Genomic DNA, 21,937 nt, shown 5'->3' with positions numbered 1-21,937 from the left:
CAGGCTACCCGTAGATATTTAATCATTCAATATCTAACACTCCAAGGCCATCTTCAAAAATTTAATCTTGATCTCTTTTCACCTACCGAGACTCTCTAAACAAGTTTCCTTCTCTACTCACATTTTCACAGTGCTGTTCTTTAACTGAACTTAGAATAACAGGAAAAAGTGTTCTAACAAACTATCTAATTATTGTCTTTAGTTATAGTTTAAAACTATATTAAAATTTACAAAAACTCCATAGCTTTCACTATGGAGTCAAAAATTATAAGGCTTTTTTCAATTTTCTTAAATAATATTCCCCAAAGAATAGCCCTAGTCCATTGAGAATGATAAAAGCTACAGCTCCTATAATATAACCAATTGTTTCGGGAAGGAAGTGAATAATTGGGAAAGAGGCTACTATACAAAGGAGTAAAAAAATAAATAAAATAAACATTAATAATCCTAATAAAAATTTATTTCCTCGACTTTGTAGTTCGACAATATTACTCCAATTTGGAACACGTAGACGATAGTCTCTTTCAAATCCCCAAGCTGATAAGCCAAAACTAATTGAAAACCAAGTAACTAGTACAGCTAATACTAATAAAATTGGCATGCGTAGTACTAATAATACAATACTTAATAATAAAATTGGCACTGAAGATTGCGCTAAAAATAATACTTTAAATTTTTCACGAGCATATTTTTTCATATCAATTGGTAATACTTTTAAATATTCAAAATTTTCTCTTTCTAAAGAAAAACCAATACTTGTTAAGTTATTTCCAATTGAGTTCGTTACTGCAAATAGTAATGCAAATAATAAATAAGAAACTAAAAATCGGAAGGTAAAAAATTCTGTAACAGTAATTCCTTCTCTCGTTACTCCAAAAATCATTGGTAAAAACATCAAAAACGGTAAAATGCTTGGTACAATGATTCCTTGAACAATAATGGAGCCTTCTTTCATTAATTGGATATGGTATTTTTTCACTAATTTTGAAAAATTATCCAATGTAAAGCTACGAACTCTTTTAGAATATTGTTGAATTGAACTAACTTCCATCGCTTTTTCATAAAATGTTGGCAATACTTTATAGTGAATATTTACTAATAAGAGAACTGTAATTCCAATCCATCCAATATAGCCAATCATTCCTTCAAATGATAATGGATGAAGAATCATCGCATAAAAAGCTTCAACAGGAGGAATAAAAGCCCTCTCTTGTTTCGTTAATATTGAAACACTATTATGATTAGAAATTAAAATATAGAGTAAACCTGAAAAAATAGAAACAAACCCTAATAAAATATTCGAAATAATATTTTTATGCTTCTTAAAAAATAACAAACTTGTCAAATAATGTACGAGTGTAAAAATAAATACTCCTAAAAAGACTAATAAGATGAAGCAGTTAACAATCATTAAAGGAATGGTATACCAAAAATCTTTTCCATATTGAATCGGTAAAACAATAAAAAAAGCAATAATAGGGCCTAATCCCATTAAAGTGACCATCATAACTGAAATAGCTTTTCCAAGAATAATTTCTACTTCTCTAAAAGCATAAGGTCGATAAGAAGTTAAATCTTTACTTTCATAAAATACATTATAAAAAGCAATAAAACTTTGAGAAAATGTAAAAGCACTAAAAATACTAATCATATTTGCAAATAAGACAGGATTGTTTCCAATAGGGTTTACAAATGAATTAAACACCCCAAAAAAAGCAATATAAATTAATCCAATCATGAGCTGAGAACGAAGAATTTTTTTAGGGATATCGATTTTTTTTAGTGGATTTTTTTCTTGTTTTTTTCGATAAGCAGCTAATTGAGCAGGAGCAACTGCATATAATAAATTCAACTTCACTAATTTTCTAACAGCTTGCAGATTCATCGACAGTCTCTCCTTCCTTACGTCCCGCTAAAGATAAGTAAATACTTTCAAGAGACTCTTGAGGATTATGTTCTTTTAACTCTTCGATTGTACCGTAAAATAGTAATTCACCTTTTTTCAAAATGGCAATACGATCACATAATTGTTCTGCTACTTCTAATACGTGAGTAGAAAATAAGACTGTTTTTCCTTTTTCAGCATGTTCCCGCATCATTTTTTTCAAATCGTAAGCAGCTTGTGGATCTAAACCAGTTAATGGTTCATCTAAAATCCAAATATCTGGGTCGGATAATAAAGCCCCAATGACGAATACTTTTTGTCTCATTCCATGAGAAAATGATTCAATAACATCATAACGATAAGGAGTAAAGTCAAATAACTCTAATAAATCGGTTAATCTGTCTTCTACTTCATTCATTGTTAATTGATAAGAAACTGCAATTAATTCCCAAAATTCATTAGCTGTTAAACGTAAAAATAAATCTGGAGAATCTGCTACATATCCAATTTTTCGCTTAATCGTTAATGGATCTTGTGATAGAGGAACACCATCTACTTCAATGGTTCCACTAGTGAGTGGCAAAATACTCACTAATGATTTAATCGTTGTGGATTTTCCTGCACCATTATGTCCAATTAATCCAACAATTTCTCCACTTTCAATCGTTAAGTTTAAGTTGTTTAAAGCTACTTTATCTCCATATTTTTTTGTTGCTTGTTTAAATTCAATCATGACAAACTTCCTCCCATCCTGTAATTACGATGATTATACACCTAATAATAGCGCTTTTCTAGTGACTAAAGTCTGATTTTTCAATAGAATTGCTTGATTTTTTGTATTTTAATCATAAATAGAAAAAAGACTTTTCCTCATAGCATGAAAGGATGTCTAATACCTTTGCTCATTTAGAAAAGTCTATTTTTACTATTTTATTCTTGTTCGTCTACTAATTCTTGTGCGAAGTTTTGTAAGTTTTCGGTTACTTTTTCAGAAACAACTGTTTCTTCTGATGAAGTAATCGTTTCTTCTGCTTCCTCTTCACGATTAACAATGGCTAATGAACTTACAATAGCATCTTGATCTAAACGCATCATACGTACTCCAAGAGCTCCACGACCTGTTTGAGAAACATCTGAAGCGTGGAATCGAATGATTACTCCTTTATTCGTCATAATCATTAAATCTTCCTCACCTGTTACGGTTCTTAAGCATACAAGAGGACCATTTTTCTCAGTAATACGAAGGGTTTTAACTCCTTTACCACCACGACCTTTTAAGGCATATTCGCTGGCAGCTGTACGTTTACCATATCCTTTTTCACTAACGACTAATACTTCACGTTCAGGCGTTAAAATATCCATTCCAATCACGAAGTCATCATCACGTAGGGATACGCCTCGAACCCCTGCTGCTGTACGACCCATTGCACGAACTTTTTCTTCATGGAATGTTACAGCATTTCCGTGGTAAGTTCCAAGAATGATGCCATCTTGACCACTTGTTACTACTACACGAATCAATTGATCATCTTCTCGTAATTGAATCGCACGTAATCCATTTGTACGAATATTTTTGAAGTCTGATAATTTCACACGTTTAACAGTTCCATGTAAAGTTGTAAAGAATAAGAATCTTTCTGTTTCATCAGATTCCGGTACACTAATAATCGCTTGAATTTTCTCAGTTGAGTCAATATTCAATAAGTTAATGACTGGTAATCCTTTCGCAGTACGGCTGTATTCTGGAATTTCATATCCTTTTGCTTGATATACTTTACCTGTATTCGTAAAGAATAATAATGAATCATGAGTTGAACATGAAATCATATTTTCTACAAAGTCATCATCATGGACACTCATTCCTTGTACACCACGACCACCACGACGTTGTGTTTTAAATTCAGAATTTGCTAATCGTTTAATATAGCCATTCTTCGTTAATGTAATGACTACATCTTCTTGTTCGATTAAGTCTTCATCTTCTAAACTTAAAGCTTCTCCGACTAATAATTCAGTACGACGAGGATTATCAAATTTTTGTTGAATTTCTAATAATTCTTGTTCGATAATTTCATAACGTCTTTCTTCGCTGGCTAAAATTTCATTTAATTTTTTGATAAGTGCTTGTAAATCTGCATATTCTGCATCGATTTTCTCACGTTCTAATCCTGTTAAGCGAACCATTCTCATATCTAAAATAGCTTGAGCTTGTTTATCGCTTAATCCATATTCATTCATGAAACGTTCTTTAGCAATATCACCACTAGCAGAACTACGAAGAATCGCCACAATGGCATCGATATGATCTAGAGCTACTTGTAAACCTTCTAAAATATGAGCACGATCTTCAGCTTTTTTCTTTTCGAAAATACTACGACGACGAATCACTTCTTCTTGGTGATTTAAGTAGTGTCGTAAAATTTCTTTTAAGCTTAAAATTTTTGGTTCTTGCCCTACAATTGCTAACATATTAAATCCAAAATTTGATTGTAATGGCGTTAATTTGTATAAATTATTTAACACAACTGAAGCAGAAACATCTCTTCTCACTTCAATAACGACACGCATTCCTTTACGGTCAGATTCGTCATTTAAGTACGTAATTCCTTCAATTTTCTTTTCATGATGCAATTGAGAAATACGTTCTACTAAACGAGCTTTATTGACCATATATGGTAATTCTGTAATAATAATCCGTTCTTTTCCATTTTTTAATTCTTCAATTTGTACACGTCCACGGACCGTAATAGATCCACGACCTGTTTCATAAGCACGACGAATTCCAGATTTACCTAGTACAATTCCACCTGTTGGAAAATCAGGTCCTGGTAATACTTCCATCAACTCAGCTGTTGTAACATCAGGATTTTTCATTAATAAATGTAAAGCAGAAATGACTTCCCCTAAATGATGTGGAGGAATATTCGTTGCCATCCCTACCGCAATCCCTGTAGCTCCATTGACTAAAAGGTTTGGAATACGAGATGGTAAAACTTCTGGCTCACGCTCTGTTGAATCATAGTTATCACGATAATTAATCGTATCTTTATTAATATCACGTAGCATTTCTAAAGCAATTTTACTCATTCTTGCTTCGGTATAACGCATTGCCGCTGGACTATCTCCGTCGACAGAACCAAAGTTTCCGTGACCATCAATTAATGGATAACGATATGAGAAATCTTGTGCCATACGAACCATTGCATCATAAATCGCAGAGTCTCCGTGTGGATGGTATTTACCCATTACATCCCCAACAATACGAGCGGATTTTTTATGGGGTTTATCTGGCGTTACTCCTAATTCATGCATTCCAAATAAAATACGACGGTGAACGGGTTTTAACCCATCACGAACATCAGGAAGCGCACGAGATACAATAACACTCATGGAATATTCCAAAAATGATTTACGCATTGTTTTTGCTAAATCCGTTGGTTCGAATTTTTCTTCGAAAAATTCTAAATCTTTTTCCTCAGACATTTTGTCTCTCCTCTTCTTCAATCATTAAATATCTAAATCATTCACGTCAATAAATTTCGCATTTGCTTCAATAAATTCTCGACGTGGTTCTACTTTATCGCCCATTAACATATCTAACACTTGATCAGCTTCAGCAGCATCTTCAACCGTTACTTGTAACATCGAACGATTTTGAGGATTCATTGTTGTTTCCCATAATTGTTCCGCATCCATTTCTCCTAAGCCTTTATATCGAGAAATTTGTGGTTTTGGACTAGCTGGAAGTTCTTTTAATTTTGCTTCTAATTCCTCATCATTTTGAATATAAAACTCTTGTTTTCCTTGTTTTAATTTATAAAGAGGCGGTTGCGCAATATAAACGTATCCTGCTTCCACTACTGGACGCATATAACGATAGAATAATGTAATTAATAATGTTCGAATATGCGCTCCATCGACATCGGCATCGGTCATAATAACTAATTTATGATAACGAGCTTTCGATAAATCAAAATCTCCACCAAATCCTGTTCCCATTGCAGTAAATAGGGAACGAATTTCATCATTGGCTAAAATTTTATCTAATGATGCTTTTTCAACGTTTAAGATTTTCCCTCGAATTGGTAAAATCGCTTGGAAGTGACGAGAACGTCCTTGTTTTGCAGAACCTCCCGCAGAATCTCCTTCGACGATGAAGATTTCTGAAACGCTTGGATCATTACTTGAACAGTCCGCTAATTTTCCTGGTAAATTAGAAATTTCTAAACCAGATTTTTTACGAGTTACTTCACGAGCTCTTTTAGCAGCTAAACGTGCTTTAGAAGCTAAAATCCCTTTTTCAACAATTTTACGAGCGACTTGTGGATTTTCCATTAAGAATTTATCAAAATGAGTCGCAAATAATCGATCTGTAATTGTTCTTGCTTCAGAATTTCCTAATTTTGTTTTCGTTTGTCCTTCAAATTGTGGATTAGGATGTTTAATAGATACAACAGCCGTTAATCCTTCACGTACATCTTCCCCACTTAATTTTTCTTCGTTTTCTTTCATGATTTTTTGACGACGAGCGTAATCATTAATAACACGAGTAAGGGCAGTTTTCATTCCAGATTCATGCGTTCCACCTTCATAAGTATGGATATTATTTGTAAAACTTAATAAATTCGTATGATATCCTGAAGTATACTGCATGGCTACTTCCACTTGAATGCCATCTTGTTCCCCTTCAACATAAATCGGTTCTTCAAATAATACTTGCTTAGATTTATTTAAATGTTCCACATAACTTTTAATTCCGCCTTCATAATAAAATGTTTTTACAACAGGCTCTTCTACTCGCAAATCAGTAATCGTTAGTTTTAAACCTTTGTTTAAAAAAGCTAGTTCTCGAACACGATTCGCTAATTTTTCAAAGTCATATACAGTTGTTTCTTGGAAAATTTCTGGATCTGGAACAAAATAAACACTAGTTCCATGTTTATCCGTTTGTCCAATTACTTTTAAATCTTCTAAAACAGCACCACGTTTATAAGACTGTTCATAAATATTTCCATCTTTAAAAACTTGGACAGTTAACTCTATAGAAAGTGCATTTACAACAGAAGCACCTACCCCGTGAAGACCACCAGAAACTTTGTAACCTCCGCCGCCGAATTTACCACCAGCGTGTAGTACCGTAAAGACAGTTTCTACAGCAGGACGGCCTGTTTTTTCTTGAATATCAACTGGAATTCCACGACCATCATCGGTAACACGGATATGGTTTTCAGGTGTAATCTCAATTTCGATATGAGTCGCAAATCCTGCTAAAGCCTCATCGATTGAGTTATCAACAATTTCCCATACTAAATGATGTAAACCAGCACTACTTGTAGAACCAATATACATCCCTGGACGTTTACGTACAGCTTCTAATCCTTCTAATACTTGAATCTGACTGGCATCATATTGTGCAGCAAGAACTTCTTTATTTTCTTCTGTCATTTTCTATTCTCACACTCCATTTTTCATTGAACTTGACCTTGATGAATTGGAAATACAATTGGTTCATTAATAAATTGCTTACGAATTCCATCTAAACTAGTCGTTGTTATGAATGTTTGTACTTTATTTTCAATTGCTTTAATCAAATGTGTTTGTCGATCATCATCTAATTCGGATAGCACATCATCTAATAATAAAATTGGATATTCTCCAGTAGCAATGTTCATTAATTCTATTTCTGCTAGTTTTAAACTTAATACAGTTGAACGTTGCTGCCCTTGAGAACCAAAATTTTGAACAGGCTTATCATTTAAATAAAAAATCAAATCATCTCGATGCGGGCCTACTAAAGTGCTCGCTTGCTCCAATTCTCTTTTTTGTACAGCTTCAAATTGTTTTTGATACAATACTTTTACATCATCTTGAGATATTCCTTTTTCAATCGAAAGAGATGTTTGATATTTCAAAGAAAACTCTTCTCTTCCTAATGAAATTTGTTCATGAATTGGTTTCGCTAAAGCTTCCAATTGTTCCATAAACTCTAAACGATGGTTTAAAATTGCACTTGCTTTTTCAATGACTTGTTCTGTTAAAACTTCTAAATAAAGATCAGCCGATGATTTTTTGATTGCTAATTGTTTTAAATAATGATTTCTTTGTTTTATAAGGCGTTCATATTCCACTAATTCATGTAAATAAATAGGATTCATTTGACTTAATTCCATATCCATGAATTTTCGGCGATTTGCAGGAGCACCCTTCACTAATTCTAAATTTTCAGGTGCAAATAAAATAACATTTAATTGTCCTAAATAGGAACTGAGCTTCTTTTGTTCTAAATGATTGACTCGTCCTATTTTTCCTTTATTGGAAAACCGAATTTCTAATGGAATACTGCTAATTTTCTTTTCTACTTTTCCTTTAATGGTAGCAGTATCTTGATTCCACATAATCAATTCTCGATTTTGATTAGTACGATGGCTTTTTGTCATTGCCAAAGTATAGATAGATTCCATTAAATTCGTTTTTCCTTGAGCATTTTCACCAATGAAAATATGAACCCCGTTCCCAAATTCAAGAAAAAGTTCTTCATAATTTCTAAAATGATTCAGTTGTAATTCAACTAATCTCATCCATTACTTCCTCAGATTCTCTTTTCACAACAAAAATACCTTCTTCAGGAATTTCTACACGTGTTTTATCATAAAGTTTTCTACCACGACGATTTTCAATTTCACCATCAACAAATACAACTGTTTCTTGCAAATACCATTTTGCTTGTCCACCAGTTGTAATGACATCAATATGTTTTAAAAATTGTCCTAATGTAATAAATTCTTCTGTGATCGTTACAATCTTTGTCATGATTTTCCTCTTTTCTCTCATTTGGGTATACACATACTACTGTATTATACCTTTTTTTTGGAGAATTCTCAAAGATTTTGAAAAATTTAGCCTATTTTTGCATTTTTTTATTAAATAAATAAAAAACCTTTTTTAAAGGGAAAAATGAAATTTACTAGGATTTTTTCAAAATTTTAAAAATAAGAAAAAAATCCATGATGATTGTACTGCACTCCAAAAGTTAGACATGAAAAATCTAACTTTTGGGGTGTTTTTTAATGAAATTAACTTATGAAGATAAAATAGAAATTTATCAACTAAGAAAACAAGGTAAAAGCTTAAAGAATCTTTCACAAAAATACGATATCGCCGTTTCTAATATTAAATACTTAGTTCGATTGATTGATCGATATAGAATAGAAATTGTTAAAAAAGAAAAAAATCGTTACTATTCACCAAAACTAAAGCAGGAAATAATGGATAAAGTTCTTTTAGAAGGTCGTTCACAATCAAGTGTATCTATTGATTATGCACTTCCAAATTGGGGGTTACTTTCGAATTGGCTAGCACAATATAAGAAAAATGGGTAGAGACCAAATACAATGGGACGTAAACCAAAGAAAACATTAGAAGAAATGACAGATTTAGAACGTCTTCAACTAGAGAATGAATACTTAAGAACGGAGAATGCAATTCTAAAAAAGTTGAGAGAACTCCGATTGAAGGAGGAAAAAGAGAAAGAAGAAAGACTGAAATTGTTCAAGAATTAATCAATGAATTTGCATTGGAGATTCTTCTTAAAGTAATTAAATTAGCTCGTTCAACTTAAAAGTTTGATAATCTATCTAAGAAAAAACGCGCCAAAAATTTTGGCGCGAACTCCCTAGGGAGTTATTGATATATTTTGTGACTCTTTGTCAAATAGGGTTGATGCAACAATTCCTTTTTTAGTTGTTGAAGTAAATAGTTTAGACATTAATAGAATTCTATTTCTAAAATGAGTAAAACTGCTGTAACCATAGGCATTTCTTTTTAGTACTTTTATCTTGTTGTTAATCCCTTCAATAGGTTCATTTGAAAGTGTTGGATACTCACATGTATTTTGAATATACGGTAGAAGTTTCTTAACTGTTTGTAGAACACGATTTAAACCATCCGAAAGATGCGCACCCGCATAGCGGGTGGTTTATTTGTCACGCACCTTCGGAGCATGACGGACTGAAAGTCACATAATCAAAAAGAGACGACTTAAGTCGTCTCAAAAAAAGTCTAACTTTTTGGGGTCACTTCAGATTTTTGTCATCATGGACTATTTTTTATCATTTAACCATTAAATGTACGAACTGGTGTTACTAATTGAATAAAACTATATAGAATATCGGAATGATTATCTTTTAACGTCAATGTAAATGGACGATTCGCTTCTAAAAATTGAATCGTTGCTTCTGAAGAACCAAATAAACGAAGCGCATCTTTTAAATAATCAGGATTGAATGAAACATCTAATGAAGCACCTTCATAATTTTCTACCATAATTTCTTCTTCAACTTTTCCGATTTCTGGCGAATTACCTGTTAATAAAATACGATTTTCATTAATTGATAATGTCGCAATATTATTTTTATCTGTATGTGACATTAATGAAGCACGATCTACAGCTGCTACTAAATCACTCGCAACAACCGTAATCGCTGTATTAAATTGATCATTAATTAATCGATCTGTGTCTGGATAACGTCCTTCTAATAAACGAGAGTAGAAAGAAAGAGTTTCTGTTTGGAAAAGAACTTGATTTTCAGTAATTGCAAAATCAATCGTTTCTAAACCATCAATAATACGTGATAATTCAATTAATGTTTTACCTGGTAAAGTAATTTCAAATGTTAATGCATTACTTGTTTCAGGTATTTCTAAAGGAATAATTCTTTGACTCAATCGGTGAGAGTCTGTTGCCACAGCTTTTAATTGATTATTGGAAATGACCATATGAATTCCCGTTAAAATTGGACGAGATTCAGCAGTAGAAACAGCAATAGATGTTTGTAAAATTACTTGTCTAAATAATGGAACTGGTAATGTTAATACATGATCTTTTTCAACTTCTGGAAGTTGTGGATAATCATGAGCGGACAAGCCATTTAATGTAAATGCAGCACTTCCTGCTGTAATCGTTGCTTGTAATTGGTCATTTGTTTCTAAAGTAAATGTATTTTTAGGTAATTTTTTAATAATTTCACCAAAGAAACGAGCAGGTAATACAATTGAACCTGTCTCCACAATAGATAATTGTAATTCTTCATGTTCTACTGGAAGAAAAATTTCAATAGAAACTTCAGAGTCACTACCTGTTAAAGTAATTCCTTCTTGAGAAACAACTAACTTAATTCCTGTCAAAATTGTAATGGTTGATTTTGAAGGAATCACGCGTTGAACGTCTGCTAAATTTTTTAAAAATGCTTGACGATTAATTGAAAATTTCATTTTATACCTCCTAGTTGTATGTGTGCCTGTCTTAAATTTAATTTTATTTATAATAAATATAGTAATAGTAGTAGGGCCTGTTAATGTTGTGGAAAACTATCTGATTTCTTTTAGTGATACTATTTTTTATTGTGGATAAAACTTGTGCAAAACTTTTTTATAAATAGAATAGTTATCCACATTTTAAAATCCAAGTTTTTTTTTCAAATCATTAACAGCTTTTGTAACATCGCCTTGAAGTTTATATTCTTCATTAATTTTATCATAGGCATGTAATACAGTAGAGTGGTCTTTGCCAAATTCTGTTCCTAATTTTGGAAGAGAGCTATTCGTTAATTCTCTTGCTAAATACATGGCAATTTGACGAGGTTCTACAATGGATTTTGTTCGTTTTTTACCTTTTAAATCTTCTAGAGAAATATGGTAATAACGAGCTACCGCTTCTTGAATATCTTGAACGGATACAATTTTTTCTTTACTTCCAGGTAAAAAGTTTTGTAGCGCTTCAGCTGCTAAATTCGTTGTAATATCTTCTCCATGAGTTACAGAATAGGCTTGAACTCTAACAAGAGCCCCTTCTAATTCACGGACATTGGATTGAATTTGTCCAGCTATATAACTTAACGTATCTACAGAAATATCAATACCAACCGTTTCTGCTTTTTTAGATAAAATTGCAATTCTTGTTTCTAAATCCGGTGGAGTAATATCAACTGGAAGTCCAGAAACGAAACGGGAAACTAACCGTTCTTGTAAAGCTTTAATTTCTGTTGGTTGTCGATCACTTGTTAATACAATTTGTTTTTGATTATTAAACAGTGCATTAAATGTATGGAAAAATTCTTCTTGAGTAGCCTCTTTTTCAGCAAAAAATTGAATATCATCCACTAATAATAAATCAACATTACGATAATAATCTCTGAATTCTTGTTGCGTGTTTGTTCTCAATGAAGTAATCATTTCATTTGTAAAAGCTTCACTCGTTACATATTTAACACGTGCATTTGGATTTAACAATTTATATTGATTTCCAATCGCTTGCATTAAGTGAGTTTTTCCTAATCCAACACCACCATAGAAAAATAGTGGGTTATACAATTGTCCAGGTCTTTCACACACCACTAAAGCAGCAGCGTGCGCCATTTGATTTCCTTTACCAATAATGAATGAATCAAATGTATATTTAGGATTTAATAGAGAATCATCTTCTATATAAATATTTTGAGTAACTTCTTTCTTATCTTCATTTGCTGGAATTCGTGGAGTAGATTCCATAATGGCTGTTTTTGCTGAAAAATCTTGTTCATCTGAAATGATAAATTTTGGTTCAAAAGACTTTCTAAAAAAATCATACCCACGTTCCATGACGTCGGTTAATAAATTATCTTCCCAAAAATTTGCATACGTTTGAGAAGGTACTTGAATATATAGATAATTTTTGTCAATTTTTAATAATTTCACAGGCATAATCCAATGTTTAATTGTAAAATCTGAATTTGTTTTTTCAAAATGATGTAATAAAATTTTCCAAAATTCATCTAATAGCTCCATAAAAACACCTCCTTGTTGATAAATAATATTAAAATCTAAGAGTAAGTGTAGCATTTTTTTTAAAAGTTTTCCACAGAAAATCCAATTTTAACAAATTTTTTTGAATTTAGAATAAGTTATCCACAAAATTGTGGATAAATAATAAAAAAAGAAAAGAAATTTTAGTTATTCACAAGAATTATTAATAACGAAAGTGCAATAAAAATAAAGGATTTTAGGAAGCTATCCACATTATCCACAGATTGTGGATAAAACTTTGTAAACACACTTTGAATTTGTTTAAAAATTGTGGAAATTATGAGGAAAAGTTTAAAATTTCAAAAGTTTGCAAAAAATAATTGTGGATAACTATCGGAAGATGAATAATTTTACTAGGTATTTTGAATAAAATATGGTATTATACTCCAGTACAGTGATGCAAGAAATAAAGTATTGACTTTGTTAAGGAATATCATTATAATGATGTAGACTGTCTAGGATAGTTAGACATGACACAGAACTAGGAGGTGCAAGAAGTTATGAAAAGAACATATCAACCAAACAAACGTAAACGTCAAAAAGTTCACGGGTTTCGTAAACGTATGAGTACAAAAAATGGCCGTAGAGTATTAGCAAGCAGACGCCGTAAAGGTAGAAAAGTTTTAGCAGCTTAGATCACTGAACGTCTCAGTGATCTTTTTTTTATAAATGTTTTAAAAACTTAGATAAAGGTGAGTGTATGCGTAAATCTTATCGAGTAAAGAAAGAGCAAGAGTTTCAAAAAGTTTTTCATCATGGAAATTCAGTAGCGAATCGTCAATTTGTGGTTTATCAAATCGATAAATCGAATCAATCTCATTTTAGGGTAGGAATTTCTGTGAGTAAAAAATTAGGGAATGCAGTTGTTAGAAATCGTATCAAACGATTAATACGAAGTGTATTAACAGAACTAAAGCCACAATTACAGTCAGAGATTGATTTTATCGTGATCGCACGTAAACCTGTAGTATCTATGAATTATCAAGAAATAAAAAAATGTATGATGCATGTATTAAAATTAGGGAAAATTTTAATGAAAGATGATTATAATGGAGAAAGTAGGGAATTAAGTGAAGAAAAAGCATAAATTAGCTTTAACATTAGCAGTTTTAACATTATTTTTAGCAGCATGTAGCACAACGCCTGTAACAGCAGAAAGTACAGGAATTTGGGATCGAGGGATTATTTATAATTTATCTCAATTTATTATCACGTTATCTCATATATTTGGAAATAGTTATGGTTTAGGAATTATCGTTTTTACAATTATAACAAGAATTGTACTAGTACCAGTGATGCATTTCCAATATAAGACAACAAGACAAACAGCTATTTTACAACCTGAAATTAATAAACTTCGAGAAAAATACTCTGCTCGTGATCACCAAACACAAGAAATTTTACGTGAAGAAATTTCAGCATTATATGAGAGAGAAGGCGTGAATCAATATGCTGGATGTTTACCAGTGGCGATTCAATTACCTGTAATGATTGCTTTATATCAAGCAATTAGTCGTACAGAAGCTTTAAAAACAGGATCATTCTTATGGTTTAATTTGGATCAACCAGATCCATTTTTCATTTTACCAATTTTAGTAGTAGCTACAACTTATGCCACTTCTTGGTTAACAATGAAAATGCAAGATAGTGGAGCAGCTGGAAAAATTATGTTATTTGTATTACCAGCAATGATTGGGTTTACAGCTTTAACATTCCCAAGTGCGTTATCATTATATTGGGTTGTAGGGAATATCTTTATGGTTATTCAAACATTAATTATGAATAATCCATTTACATTTATTGCAGAGCAAAAAGCTATTACACAGGAAAAACGTCGTCGTGAGAAAGCTTTAGAAAAAGCTAAGAAAAAACACGGCAGAAGTTAAAGAATAGACTTGTTCAGATCCAAAGAACATGAGATAATACATGTAAATTTGCAATATGGAGGATATAAAAGATGACACAAACAATTCGAGTAAATGATGCTTCAGTAGAAAAAGCTATCCAAAAAGGATTACGTCAATTACAATTAACACAAGATGATGTAGAAATTGAAGTAATTGATGAAGGAAAAAAAGGATTATTTGGTTTCGGACAAAAAGATGCTATTGTATCAATTACAGTTAAAGAAAAAATTGAAGAAGTAGTTGTTGAGGAAATCGAAGAATCTTTTGAAGAAGAATTTGAAATTGAAGTTAACGATGAAGAAGCTGAAGAAAAAACAGTTGAAGTTTTAGATAATCATATTGAAGAAGCTGCTCATATTACGAAAGCATATTTAGAACAAATTGCAGAAACTTATGGTGCACCAAGTGTCGTTCATGTAGAAGTACAAAAAGAAAAAATGAATTTCATTTTTGAAACAGATAAGCCAGGTTTATTAATTGGTAAATATGGTAAAATTTTAAATGCTTTACAAGTATTAGCGCAAGTTTCAGTTCATCGTTTTGTAAAAGGAAGAATGTCTGTACAGGTAGATGTAGGAGATTATCGTTTACGTCGTACTGAAGCTTTACAACAAATTGCTGAAAAAACAGCACGTCGTGTTTTAAAAACAAAACAACCGGTATATTTAGAACCATTACCGGCATATGAAAGAAAACAAATTCATGCATATTTAAGTAAAAATAAACGTATTTCTACTCATTCAGAAGGTAAAGAACCACATCGTTATTTGGTTGTAGAAATTGCAGAATAAAATAGTTAGAGGCTGGAATGAAGTATTCCAGTCTTTTTTGTTTATCAATATACTTCGGATGAATAAACTATAATAGTAGAAGGAAAATACAAAAAAATAGAAAGAAACTTGATAAAATCCTACTTAAAAGGTTGAAACGTTTTATGAAAAAGGTTAAAATGAGTTTTCTGCAGTGTCTTTACATAGAAGACAACGATGAATATTTGTGTTTTATATAAAACATAAAATAAATTTTATATAAGAAAAACAAATAAAAACATTGGAAAAATTTCCAAAAACAATGTACAATAAAAGTGAAATTTTATAGTTAGGAGAATCATTATGGATATTCAAGTGTTTATAAGGCGTCGTAAGGAAAAAGGCTTATCTCAAATTGAATTGAGTCATGGGATTTGTACGCAGGCAACGTTAAGTCGATTTGAAAATCATGGGCAAATTCCTTCAATGAAAATTCTAAGTCAATTGTGTGCACGATTGCAATTAGATGTAGGGGACTTATTTGCGAGTGTTAATACCAAGGAAGTTGCAACAAATAAACTTTTAGATAAAATAGAAGAAAGTATTGTAACAATGGATTATGAATTGGCTGAAAAATTAATTGGAACCATTCAAAATGAACAATTAACAGATGAACAAAAAATTCACTTGTTATACTTAAAAGGATTCACCCAAGTAATACAAGGTAAAAAAGTGGAAGATGATTTGTTTTATTTCAATAAAATTTTAGCAGAGCAAAATGAAAATCAAGATACTTATTTGCACTTAGCTTATACAGGACTAGGATTAGTTTATCAAAAACAAGAAGATATAGAAAAAGCAGAATATTTCTTTATTAAAGCTATTCAAGAAATAGAAAAACATGAATTAGAAAAAATGGAAGATGTATGGCGAGTATTAATGGTTTTATATCATAGTGCTATGTTCTTTACAAAAAATAATAATTATAAAAAGAGTAATGAATTATTAAAAAGAGGTATTGAATTATGTAGTCAATTCCATATTACTTACTATTTATCAAGATTGTATTATCAATTAGCAATGAATTCATTAAAGAATAATTCTAATGTTGAAGAAGTAAAAGTATACTTAAATGATGCAGCAGCTTTTGCAAGATTTAATTCTAATGATGAATTGTTAACTGAAATTGAAAAAATAAATGATTCTTTATAATAAATAAAAAAGTGTAATCAGGAAGAATTCAATTCTTCCTTTTTTTGTAAAGATAAGGAAAAATAATTGAAAAAGGGAAAATGATACTTATTATAGAATATAAGGAGTGATTAAAATGGGCTTACGATTCAATAAAGATGAATTTTTAAAAAAAGAAAAAGTAATTTTACCGGAAGATATACAATTACCATCAATAGAAGAAGAATACGACTTTGATAGTTTTGGAGATACATTTATTATGATGCCGAAAATGGAAGAAGATCAACGTCAAAAAAATCTAGAAAAAAATATAAAAAAAGAATGGTTAGAGCCAATAGAAGATAAGGATGAAAATAAATAATTTTTTTATATAAAAGGACTTGCAAACGAACTCTGGCTATGGTAAATTATAAACACTGTTAACGAGCGTTCGCCTTTGAAACGATTGCGAAAAATAAATTTAAAATAAATTTTAAAAAGTAGTTGACAGAAAAAAACACCTGTGATAATATATAGAAGTTGTCGCGATAAAGCGACGTTGACCTTTGAAAACTAAACAAAGAAGACAAACCAAATGTGTAGGGACTTCACAAAAGTGAAGAAACAACAATTTCTTTTCTCTAAGGAGAAAAACAATAAGTCAGTAATTAAAATGAGCTTTCAAAAGCTCATGAATGTATTTTCATGAGAGTTTGATCCTGGCTCAGGACGAACGCTGGCGGCGTGCCTAATACATGCAAGTCGAACGAGAGCGACCGATGCTTGCATTGGTCAATCTAGTGGCGAACGGGTGAGTAACACGTGGGTAACCTGCCCATCAGAGGGGGATAACATTCGGAAACGGATGCTAAAACCGCATAGGTTCTTTAGTCGCATGACTGAAGAAGGAAAAGAGGCTTCGGCTTCTGCTGATGGATGGACCCGCGGTGCATTAGCTAGTTGGTGAGGTAACGGCTCACCAAGGCTGTGATGCATAGCCGACCTGAGAGGGTGATCGGCCACATTGGGACTGAGACACGGCCCAAACTCCTACGGGAGGCAGCAGTAGGGAATCTTCCGCAATGGACGCAAGTCTGACGGAGCAACGCCGCGTGAGTGAAGAAGGATTTCGGTTCGTAAAACTCTGTTGTTAGAGAAGAACAGCGCATAGAGTAACTGTTATGCGTGTGACGGTATCTAACCAGAAAGCCACGGCTAACTACGTGCCAGCAGCCGCGGTAATACGTAGGTGGCAAGCGTTGTCCGGATTTATTGGGCGTAAAGCGAGCGCAGGCGGTCAATTAAGTCTGATGTGAAAGCCCCCGGCTCAACCGGGGAGGGTCATTGGAAACTGGTTGACTTGAGTGCAGAAGAGGAGAGTGGAATTCCATGTGTAGCGGTGAAATGCGTAGATATATGGAGGAACACCAGTGGCGAAGGCGACTCTCTGGTCTGTAACTGACGCTGAGGCTCGAAAGCGTGGGTAGCAAACAGGATTAGATACCCTGGTAGTCCACGCCGTAAACGATGAGTGCTAAGTGTTGGAGGGTTTCCGCCCTTCAGTGCTGCAGTTAACGCATTAAGCACTCCGCCTGGGGAGTACGACCGCAAGGTTGAAACTCAAAGGAATTGACGGGGACCCGCACAAGCGGTGGAGCATGTGGTTTAATTCGAAGCAACGCGAAGAACCTTACCAAGTCTTGACATCCTTTGACCACTCTAGAGATAGAGCATTCCCTTCGGGGACAAAGAGACAGGTGGTGCATGGTTGTCGTCAGCTCGTGTCGTGAGATGTTGGGTTAAGTCCCGCAACGAGCGCAACCCTTATTACTAGTTGCCAGCATTGAGTTGGGCACTCTAGTGAGACTGCCGGTGACAAACCGGAGGAAGGTGGGGATGACGTCAAATCATCATGCCCCTTATGACTTGGGCTACACACGTGCTACAATGGATGGTACAACGAGCAGCGAACTCGCGAGGGTAAGCGAATCTCTTAAAGCCATTCTCAGTTCGGATTGTAGGCTGCAACTCGCCTACATGAAGCCGGAATCGCTAGTAATCGCGGATCAGCACGCCGCGGTGAATACGTTCCCGGGTCTTGTACACACCGCCCGTCACACCACGAGAGTTTGTAACACCCAAAGTCGGTGAGGTAACCTTACGGAGCCAGCCGCCTAAGGTGGGATAGATGATTGGGGTGAAGTCGTAACAAGGTAGCCGTATCGGAAGGTGCGGCTGGATCACCTCCTTTCTAAGGATAACATCTAATGTTTCGACGTTAGATGAACACGGAACCCTACAGGTTGAAATCTTTGTTTAGTTTTGAGAGGTTAACTCTCAACTCGACCTTTGAAAACTGAATACTATATCACAAATGAAAACCAAAAATTTACCGAGAGTTAGAGAAATCTAACGAAAAAGAGTTTTTTAACAAGAAGCAACGCGACCATAATGGTTAAGTGAATAAGGGCGCACGGTGAATGCCTTGGCACTAGGAGCCGAAGAAGGACGGAACGAACACCGATATGCTTTGGGGAGCTGTAAGTAAGCTAAGATCCAGAGATTTCCGAATGGGGGAACCCAACACCCGTGATGGGGTGTTACGCATAAGCGCAGGCTTATGACGAGGTAGACGCGGGGAACTGAAACATCTCATTACCCGCAGGAAGAGAAAGAAAAATCGATTTCCTGAGTAGCGGCGAGCGAAACGGGAAGAGCCCAAACCAGTGTGCATGCACACTGGGGTTGTAGGACTTTCAACAACGTGTATGACAATCTGTAGCAGAACCCTGTTGGAAAGCAGGGCCAAAGAAGGTGACAGTCCTGTATGCAAAACAGAAAGTTGGCACAAGAGAGCACCTGAGTACGGCGGGACACGAGGAATCCCGTCGGAATCCGCCAGGACCATCTGGCAAGGCTAAATACTACCTAGTGACCGATAGTGAACCAGTACCGTGAGGGAAAGGTGAAAAGAACCCCGGGAGGGGAGTGAAAGAGTACCTGAAACCGTGTGCTTACAAGTAGTCAGAGCCCGTTAATGGGTGATGGCGTGCCTTTTGTAGAATGAACCGGCGAGTTACGTTAACATGCGAGGTTAAGATGAAGAGTCGGAGCCGTAGCGAAAGCGAGTCTGAATAGGGCGGCAGAGTATGTTGACGTAGACCCGAAACCAAGTGATCTACCCATGTCCAGGTTGAAGGTGCGGTAAAACGCACTGGAGGACCGAACCAGGGCACGTTGAAAAGTGCTTGGATGAGGTGTGGGTAGCGGAGAAATTCCAATCGAACTTGGAGATAGCTGGTTCTCTCCGAAATAGCTTTAGGGCTAGCCTCGGAATGAAGAATCGTGGAGGTAGAGCACTGTTTGGACTAGGGGCCCATCTCGGGTTACCGAATTCAGATAAACTCCGAATGCCATGTATTTATGTCCGGGAGTCAGACTGCGAGTGATAAGATCCGTAGTCGAAAGGGAAACAGCCCAGACCACCAGCTAAGGTCCCAAAATATCTGTTAAGTGGAAAAGGATGTGGGGTTGCACAGACAACTAGGATGTTGGCTTAGAAGCAGCCATCATTCAAAGAGTGCGTAATAGCTCACTAGTCGAGTGACCCTGCGCCGAAAATGTAACGGGGCTAAACAGATTACCGAAGCTGTGGATTCAGATAATAACTGAGTGGTAGGAGAGCGTTCTAAGGGCGAAGAAGCATGACCGTAAGGACATGTGGAGCGCTTAGAAGTGAGAATGCCGGTATGAGTAGCGAAAGACGGGTGAGAATCCCGTCCACCGAATGACTAAGGTTTCCTGGGGAAGGCTCGTCCTCCCAGGGTTAGTCGGGACCTAAGGCGAGGCCGAAAGGCGTAGTCGATGGATAACAGGTTGATATTCCTGTACTTCTGTTAATTGTTTGAGCAATGGAGGGACGCAGGAGGCTAAGTTGAGCGTACGAGTGGAAAAGTACGTCCAAGCAGCGAGTCCGCTGATGAGTGAAATGCTTGTCACAAACGGGGTAAGCTGTGAAGGGGAGCGAAAAAAAGTAGCGAAGCAACTGACGTCACACTGCCGAGAAAAGCTTCTAGTGAGATTAACAGAACCCGTACCGCAAACCGACACAGGTAGTTGAGTGGAGAACACTAAGGTGAGCGAGCGAACTCTCGTTAAGGAACTCGGCAAAATGACCCCGTAACTTCGGGAGAAGGGGTGCTGGTAGAAATACCAGCCGCAGTGAATAGGCCCAGGCGACTGTTTATCAAAAACATAGGTCTCTGCAAAATCGAAAGATGACGTATAGGGGCTGACGCCTGCCCGGTGCTGGAAGGTTAAGAGGAGAGGTTAGTCCATTAGGGCGAAGCTTTGAATTGAAGCCCCAGTAAACGGCGGCCGTAACTATAACGGTCCTAAGGTAGCGAAATTCCTTGTCGGGTAAGTTCCGACCCGCACGAAAGGCGTAACGATCTGGGCACTGTCTCAACGAGAGACTCGGTGAAATTATAGTACCTGTGAAGATGCAGGTTACCCGCGACAGGACGGAAAGACCCCATGGAGCTTTACTGTAGTTTGATATTGAGTGTTTGTGTGACATGTACAGGATAGGTAGGAGCCGAAGAGATGGGAACGCCAGTTTCCAAGGAGGCAATGGTGGGATACTACCCTTGTTACATGAACCCTCTAACCCGCACCTAGAAGCAAGGTGGGAGACAGTGTCAGACGGGCAGTTTGACTGGGGCGGTCGCCTCCTAAAGTGTAACGGAGGCGCCCAAAGGTTCCCTCAGAATGGTTGGAAATCATTCGAAGAGTGTAAAGGCAGAAGGGAGCTTGACTGCGAGACCAACAAGTCGAGCAGGGACGAAAGTCGGGCTTAGTGATCCGGTGGTACCGAATGGAAGGGCCATCGCTCAACGGATAAAAGCTACCCTGGGGATAACAGGCTTATCTCCCCCAAGAGTTCACATCGACGGGGAGGTTTGGCACCTCGATGTCGGCTCATCGCATCCTGGGGCTGAAGTCGGTCCCAAGGGTTGGGCTGTTCGCCCATTAAAGCGGTACGCGAGCTGGGTTCAGAACGTCGTGAGACAGTTCGGTCCCTATCCGTCGCGGGCGTTGGAAATTTGAGAGGAGCTGTCCTTAGTACGAGAGGACCGGGATGGACACACCGCTGGTGTACCAGTTGTTCTGCCAAGAGCATCGCTGGGTAGCTATGTGTGGACGGGATAAACGCTGAAAGCATCTAAGCGTGAAGCCCCCCTCGAGATGAGATTTCCCATCATTTTAAGTGAGTAAGACCCCTGAGAGACGAACAGGTAGATAGGCTAGGAGTGGAAGTGCCGTGAGGCATGGAGCGGACTAGTACTAATCGGTCGAGGACTTAACCAAGGTTGAAGGTAAATGAG

At 35.5% G+C, this 21,937-nt stretch carries 14 protein-coding genes, 2 rRNA genes, 2 pseudogenes and 1 other annotated feature (1 of these 19 cut by a window edge); of the genes and pseudogenes, 9 read left to right on the top strand and 9 right to left on the bottom strand.

The genetic code is table 11. From position 1 onward, the window contains the following. Nucleotides 1-138, bottom strand: a binding site (T-box leader); it reaches 88 nt to the left of the window's first position. Between the two features lie 127 nt (nucleotides 139-265). The 6 genes from LK443_RS02765 to yaaA all read right to left on the bottom strand — a co-directional run bounded on the left by LK443_RS02765 (nucleotide 266) and on the right by yaaA (nucleotide 8,695). Then, the gene (locus LK443_RS02765) at nucleotides 266-1,885 is read right to left on the bottom strand and encodes a hypothetical protein (RefSeq protein ID WP_227932029.1); all 1,620 of its coding nucleotides are present in this window, start codon (nucleotides 1,883-1,885) and stop codon (nucleotides 266-268) included. Further along, nucleotides 1,866-2,618 carry an ABC transporter ATP-binding protein gene (locus LK443_RS02760; RefSeq protein WP_227932027.1) on the bottom strand — a complete coding sequence of 251 codons (753 nt, stop codon included), beginning with the start codon at nucleotides 2,616-2,618 and terminating at the stop codon, nucleotides 1,866-1,868. The genes LK443_RS02765 and LK443_RS02760 overlap by 20 nt, the downstream gene beginning before the upstream one ends. Nucleotides 2,619-2,815: 197 nt before the next feature. Next, the gene (gene gyrA, locus LK443_RS02755) at nucleotides 2,816-5,368 is read right to left on the bottom strand and encodes a DNA gyrase subunit A (RefSeq protein ID WP_227932026.1); all 2,553 of its coding nucleotides are present in this window, start codon (nucleotides 5,366-5,368) and stop codon (nucleotides 2,816-2,818) included. A gap of 24 nt (nucleotides 5,369-5,392) precedes the next feature. Further along, nucleotides 5,393-7,330, bottom strand: a complete 1,938-nt coding sequence (gyrB, locus tag LK443_RS02750; RefSeq protein ID WP_227932024.1) for a DNA topoisomerase (ATP-hydrolyzing) subunit B — start codon at nucleotides 7,328-7,330, stop codon at nucleotides 5,393-5,395. Nucleotides 7,331-7,353: 23 nt separating this feature from the next. Further along, nucleotides 7,354-8,463, bottom strand: coding sequence for a DNA replication/repair protein RecF (gene recF / locus LK443_RS02745; RefSeq protein WP_227932023.1), 1,110 nt, complete (start codon nucleotides 8,461-8,463; stop codon nucleotides 7,354-7,356). Next, nucleotides 8,450-8,695, bottom strand: a complete 246-nt coding sequence (gene yaaA / locus LK443_RS02740) for a S4 domain-containing protein YaaA (protein WP_020991435.1) — start codon at nucleotides 8,693-8,695, stop codon at nucleotides 8,450-8,452. The genes recF and yaaA overlap by 14 nt, the downstream gene beginning before the upstream one ends. Nucleotides 8,696-8,952: 257 nt before the next feature. Between yaaA and LK443_RS02735 the strand changes: the two are divergent. After that, nucleotides 8,953-9,500, top strand: a pseudogene (locus LK443_RS02735) (transposase); the annotation flags it as partial. 57 nt (nucleotides 9,501-9,557) lie between these two features. On the opposite strand, the pseudogene LK443_RS02730 reads toward LK443_RS02735, so the two are convergent. The 3 genes and pseudogenes from LK443_RS02730 to dnaA all read right to left on the bottom strand — a co-directional run. Then, nucleotides 9,558-9,836, bottom strand: a pseudogene (locus LK443_RS02730) (transposase); the annotation flags it as partial. Nucleotides 9,837-9,997: 161 nt separating this feature from the next. Continuing rightward, complete coding sequence (dnaN, locus tag LK443_RS02725; protein WP_227932022.1) at nucleotides 9,998-11,155, bottom strand: DNA polymerase III subunit beta; 1,158 nt, start codon at nucleotides 11,153-11,155, stop codon at nucleotides 9,998-10,000. A 183-nt stretch (nucleotides 11,156-11,338) separates the two neighbouring features. Beyond that, nucleotides 11,339-12,706, bottom strand: a complete 1,368-nt coding sequence (gene dnaA / locus LK443_RS02720) for a chromosomal replication initiator protein DnaA (RefSeq protein ID WP_227932021.1) — start codon at nucleotides 12,704-12,706, stop codon at nucleotides 11,339-11,341. 518 nt (nucleotides 12,707-13,224) lie between these two features. Between dnaA and rpmH the strand changes: the two genes are divergently transcribed. From rpmH to LK443_RS02680, 8 genes are all read left to right on the top strand, one after another. Then, the gene (rpmH, locus tag LK443_RS02715; RefSeq protein ID WP_006703104.1) at nucleotides 13,225-13,359 is read left to right on the top strand and encodes a 50S ribosomal protein L34; all 135 of its coding nucleotides are present in this window, start codon (nucleotides 13,225-13,227) and stop codon (nucleotides 13,357-13,359) included. A gap of 65 nt (nucleotides 13,360-13,424) precedes the next feature. Continuing rightward, nucleotides 13,425-13,811, top strand: a complete 387-nt coding sequence (gene rnpA / locus LK443_RS02710) for a ribonuclease P protein component (protein ID WP_227932020.1) — start codon at nucleotides 13,425-13,427, stop codon at nucleotides 13,809-13,811. Further along, the gene (yidC, locus tag LK443_RS02705) at nucleotides 13,795-14,610 is read left to right on the top strand and encodes a membrane protein insertase YidC (protein WP_227932018.1); all 816 of its coding nucleotides are present in this window, start codon (nucleotides 13,795-13,797) and stop codon (nucleotides 14,608-14,610) included. The genes rnpA and yidC overlap by 17 nt, the downstream gene beginning before the upstream one ends. A gap of 71 nt (nucleotides 14,611-14,681) precedes the next feature. Next, nucleotides 14,682-15,422 carry an RNA-binding cell elongation regulator Jag/EloR gene (gene jag / locus LK443_RS02700; RefSeq protein WP_227932017.1) on the top strand — a complete coding sequence of 247 codons (741 nt, stop codon included), beginning with the start codon at nucleotides 14,682-14,684 and terminating at the stop codon, nucleotides 15,420-15,422. 321 nt (nucleotides 15,423-15,743) lie between these two features. Continuing rightward, nucleotides 15,744-16,592, top strand: a complete 849-nt coding sequence (locus LK443_RS02695; protein ID WP_227932016.1) for a helix-turn-helix domain-containing protein — start codon at nucleotides 15,744-15,746, stop codon at nucleotides 16,590-16,592. 115 nt (nucleotides 16,593-16,707) lie between these two features. Then, entirely contained in the window at nucleotides 16,708-16,932 is a 225-nt protein-coding gene (locus LK443_RS02690; RefSeq protein ID WP_227932015.1) for a hypothetical protein, read from the top strand. A 319-nt stretch (nucleotides 16,933-17,251) separates the two neighbouring features. Beyond that, nucleotides 17,252-18,801 (top strand): 16S ribosomal RNA (locus LK443_RS02685). Nucleotides 18,802-19,003: 202 nt separating this feature from the next. After that, nucleotides 19,004-21,920 (top strand): 23S ribosomal RNA (locus LK443_RS02680). The 16S and 23S rRNA genes sit together here, the layout of an rRNA operon. Nucleotides 21,921-21,937: the final 17 nt, after the last annotated feature.

Source organism: Granulicatella elegans, from assembly GCF_020735385.1.
In the GTDB taxonomy this organism is placed as follows: Bacteria; Bacillota; Bacilli; order Lactobacillales; family Aerococcaceae; genus Granulicatella; species Granulicatella elegans_B.
Note: the sequence above shows the minus strand (reverse complement) of the source record. Positions and strands in the feature narration are given on the sequence as shown.

Excerpts from the sequence above, each read along its gene's own strand:
- LK443_RS02765 (WP_227932029.1), bottom strand. The coding sequence starts at position 1,885 with ATGAATCTGCAAGCTGTTAGAAAATTAGTGAAGTTGAATTTATTATAT.
- LK443_RS02760 (WP_227932027.1), bottom strand. The coding sequence starts at position 2,618 with ATGATTGAATTTAAACAAGCAACAAAAAAATATGGAGATAAAGTAGCT.
- gyrA (WP_227932026.1), bottom strand. The coding sequence starts at position 5,368 with ATGTCTGAGGAAAAAGATTTAGAATTTTTCGAAGAAAAATTCGAACCA.
- gyrB (WP_227932024.1), bottom strand. The coding sequence starts at position 7,330 with ATGACAGAAGAAAATAAAGAAGTTCTTGCTGCACAATATGATGCCAGT.
- recF (WP_227932023.1), bottom strand. The coding sequence starts at position 8,463 with ATGAGATTAGTTGAATTACAACTGAATCATTTTAGAAATTATGAAGAA.
- yaaA (WP_020991435.1), bottom strand. The coding sequence starts at position 8,695 with ATGACAAAGATTGTAACGATCACAGAAGAATTTATTACATTAGGACAA.
- dnaN (WP_227932022.1), bottom strand. The coding sequence starts at position 11,155 with ATGAAATTTTCAATTAATCGTCAAGCATTTTTAAAAAATTTAGCAGAC.
- dnaA (WP_227932021.1), bottom strand. The coding sequence starts at position 12,706 with ATGGAGCTATTAGATGAATTTTGGAAAATTTTATTACATCATTTTGAA.
- rpmH (WP_006703104.1), top strand. The coding sequence starts at position 13,225 with ATGAAAAGAACATATCAACCAAACAAACGTAAACGTCAAAAAGTTCAC.
- rnpA (WP_227932020.1), top strand. The coding sequence starts at position 13,425 with ATGCGTAAATCTTATCGAGTAAAGAAAGAGCAAGAGTTTCAAAAAGTT.
- jag (WP_227932017.1), top strand. The coding sequence starts at position 14,682 with ATGACACAAACAATTCGAGTAAATGATGCTTCAGTAGAAAAAGCTATC.
- LK443_RS02695 (WP_227932016.1), top strand. The coding sequence starts at position 15,744 with ATGGATATTCAAGTGTTTATAAGGCGTCGTAAGGAAAAAGGCTTATCT.
- LK443_RS02690 (WP_227932015.1), top strand. The coding sequence starts at position 16,708 with ATGGGCTTACGATTCAATAAAGATGAATTTTTAAAAAAAGAAAAAGTA.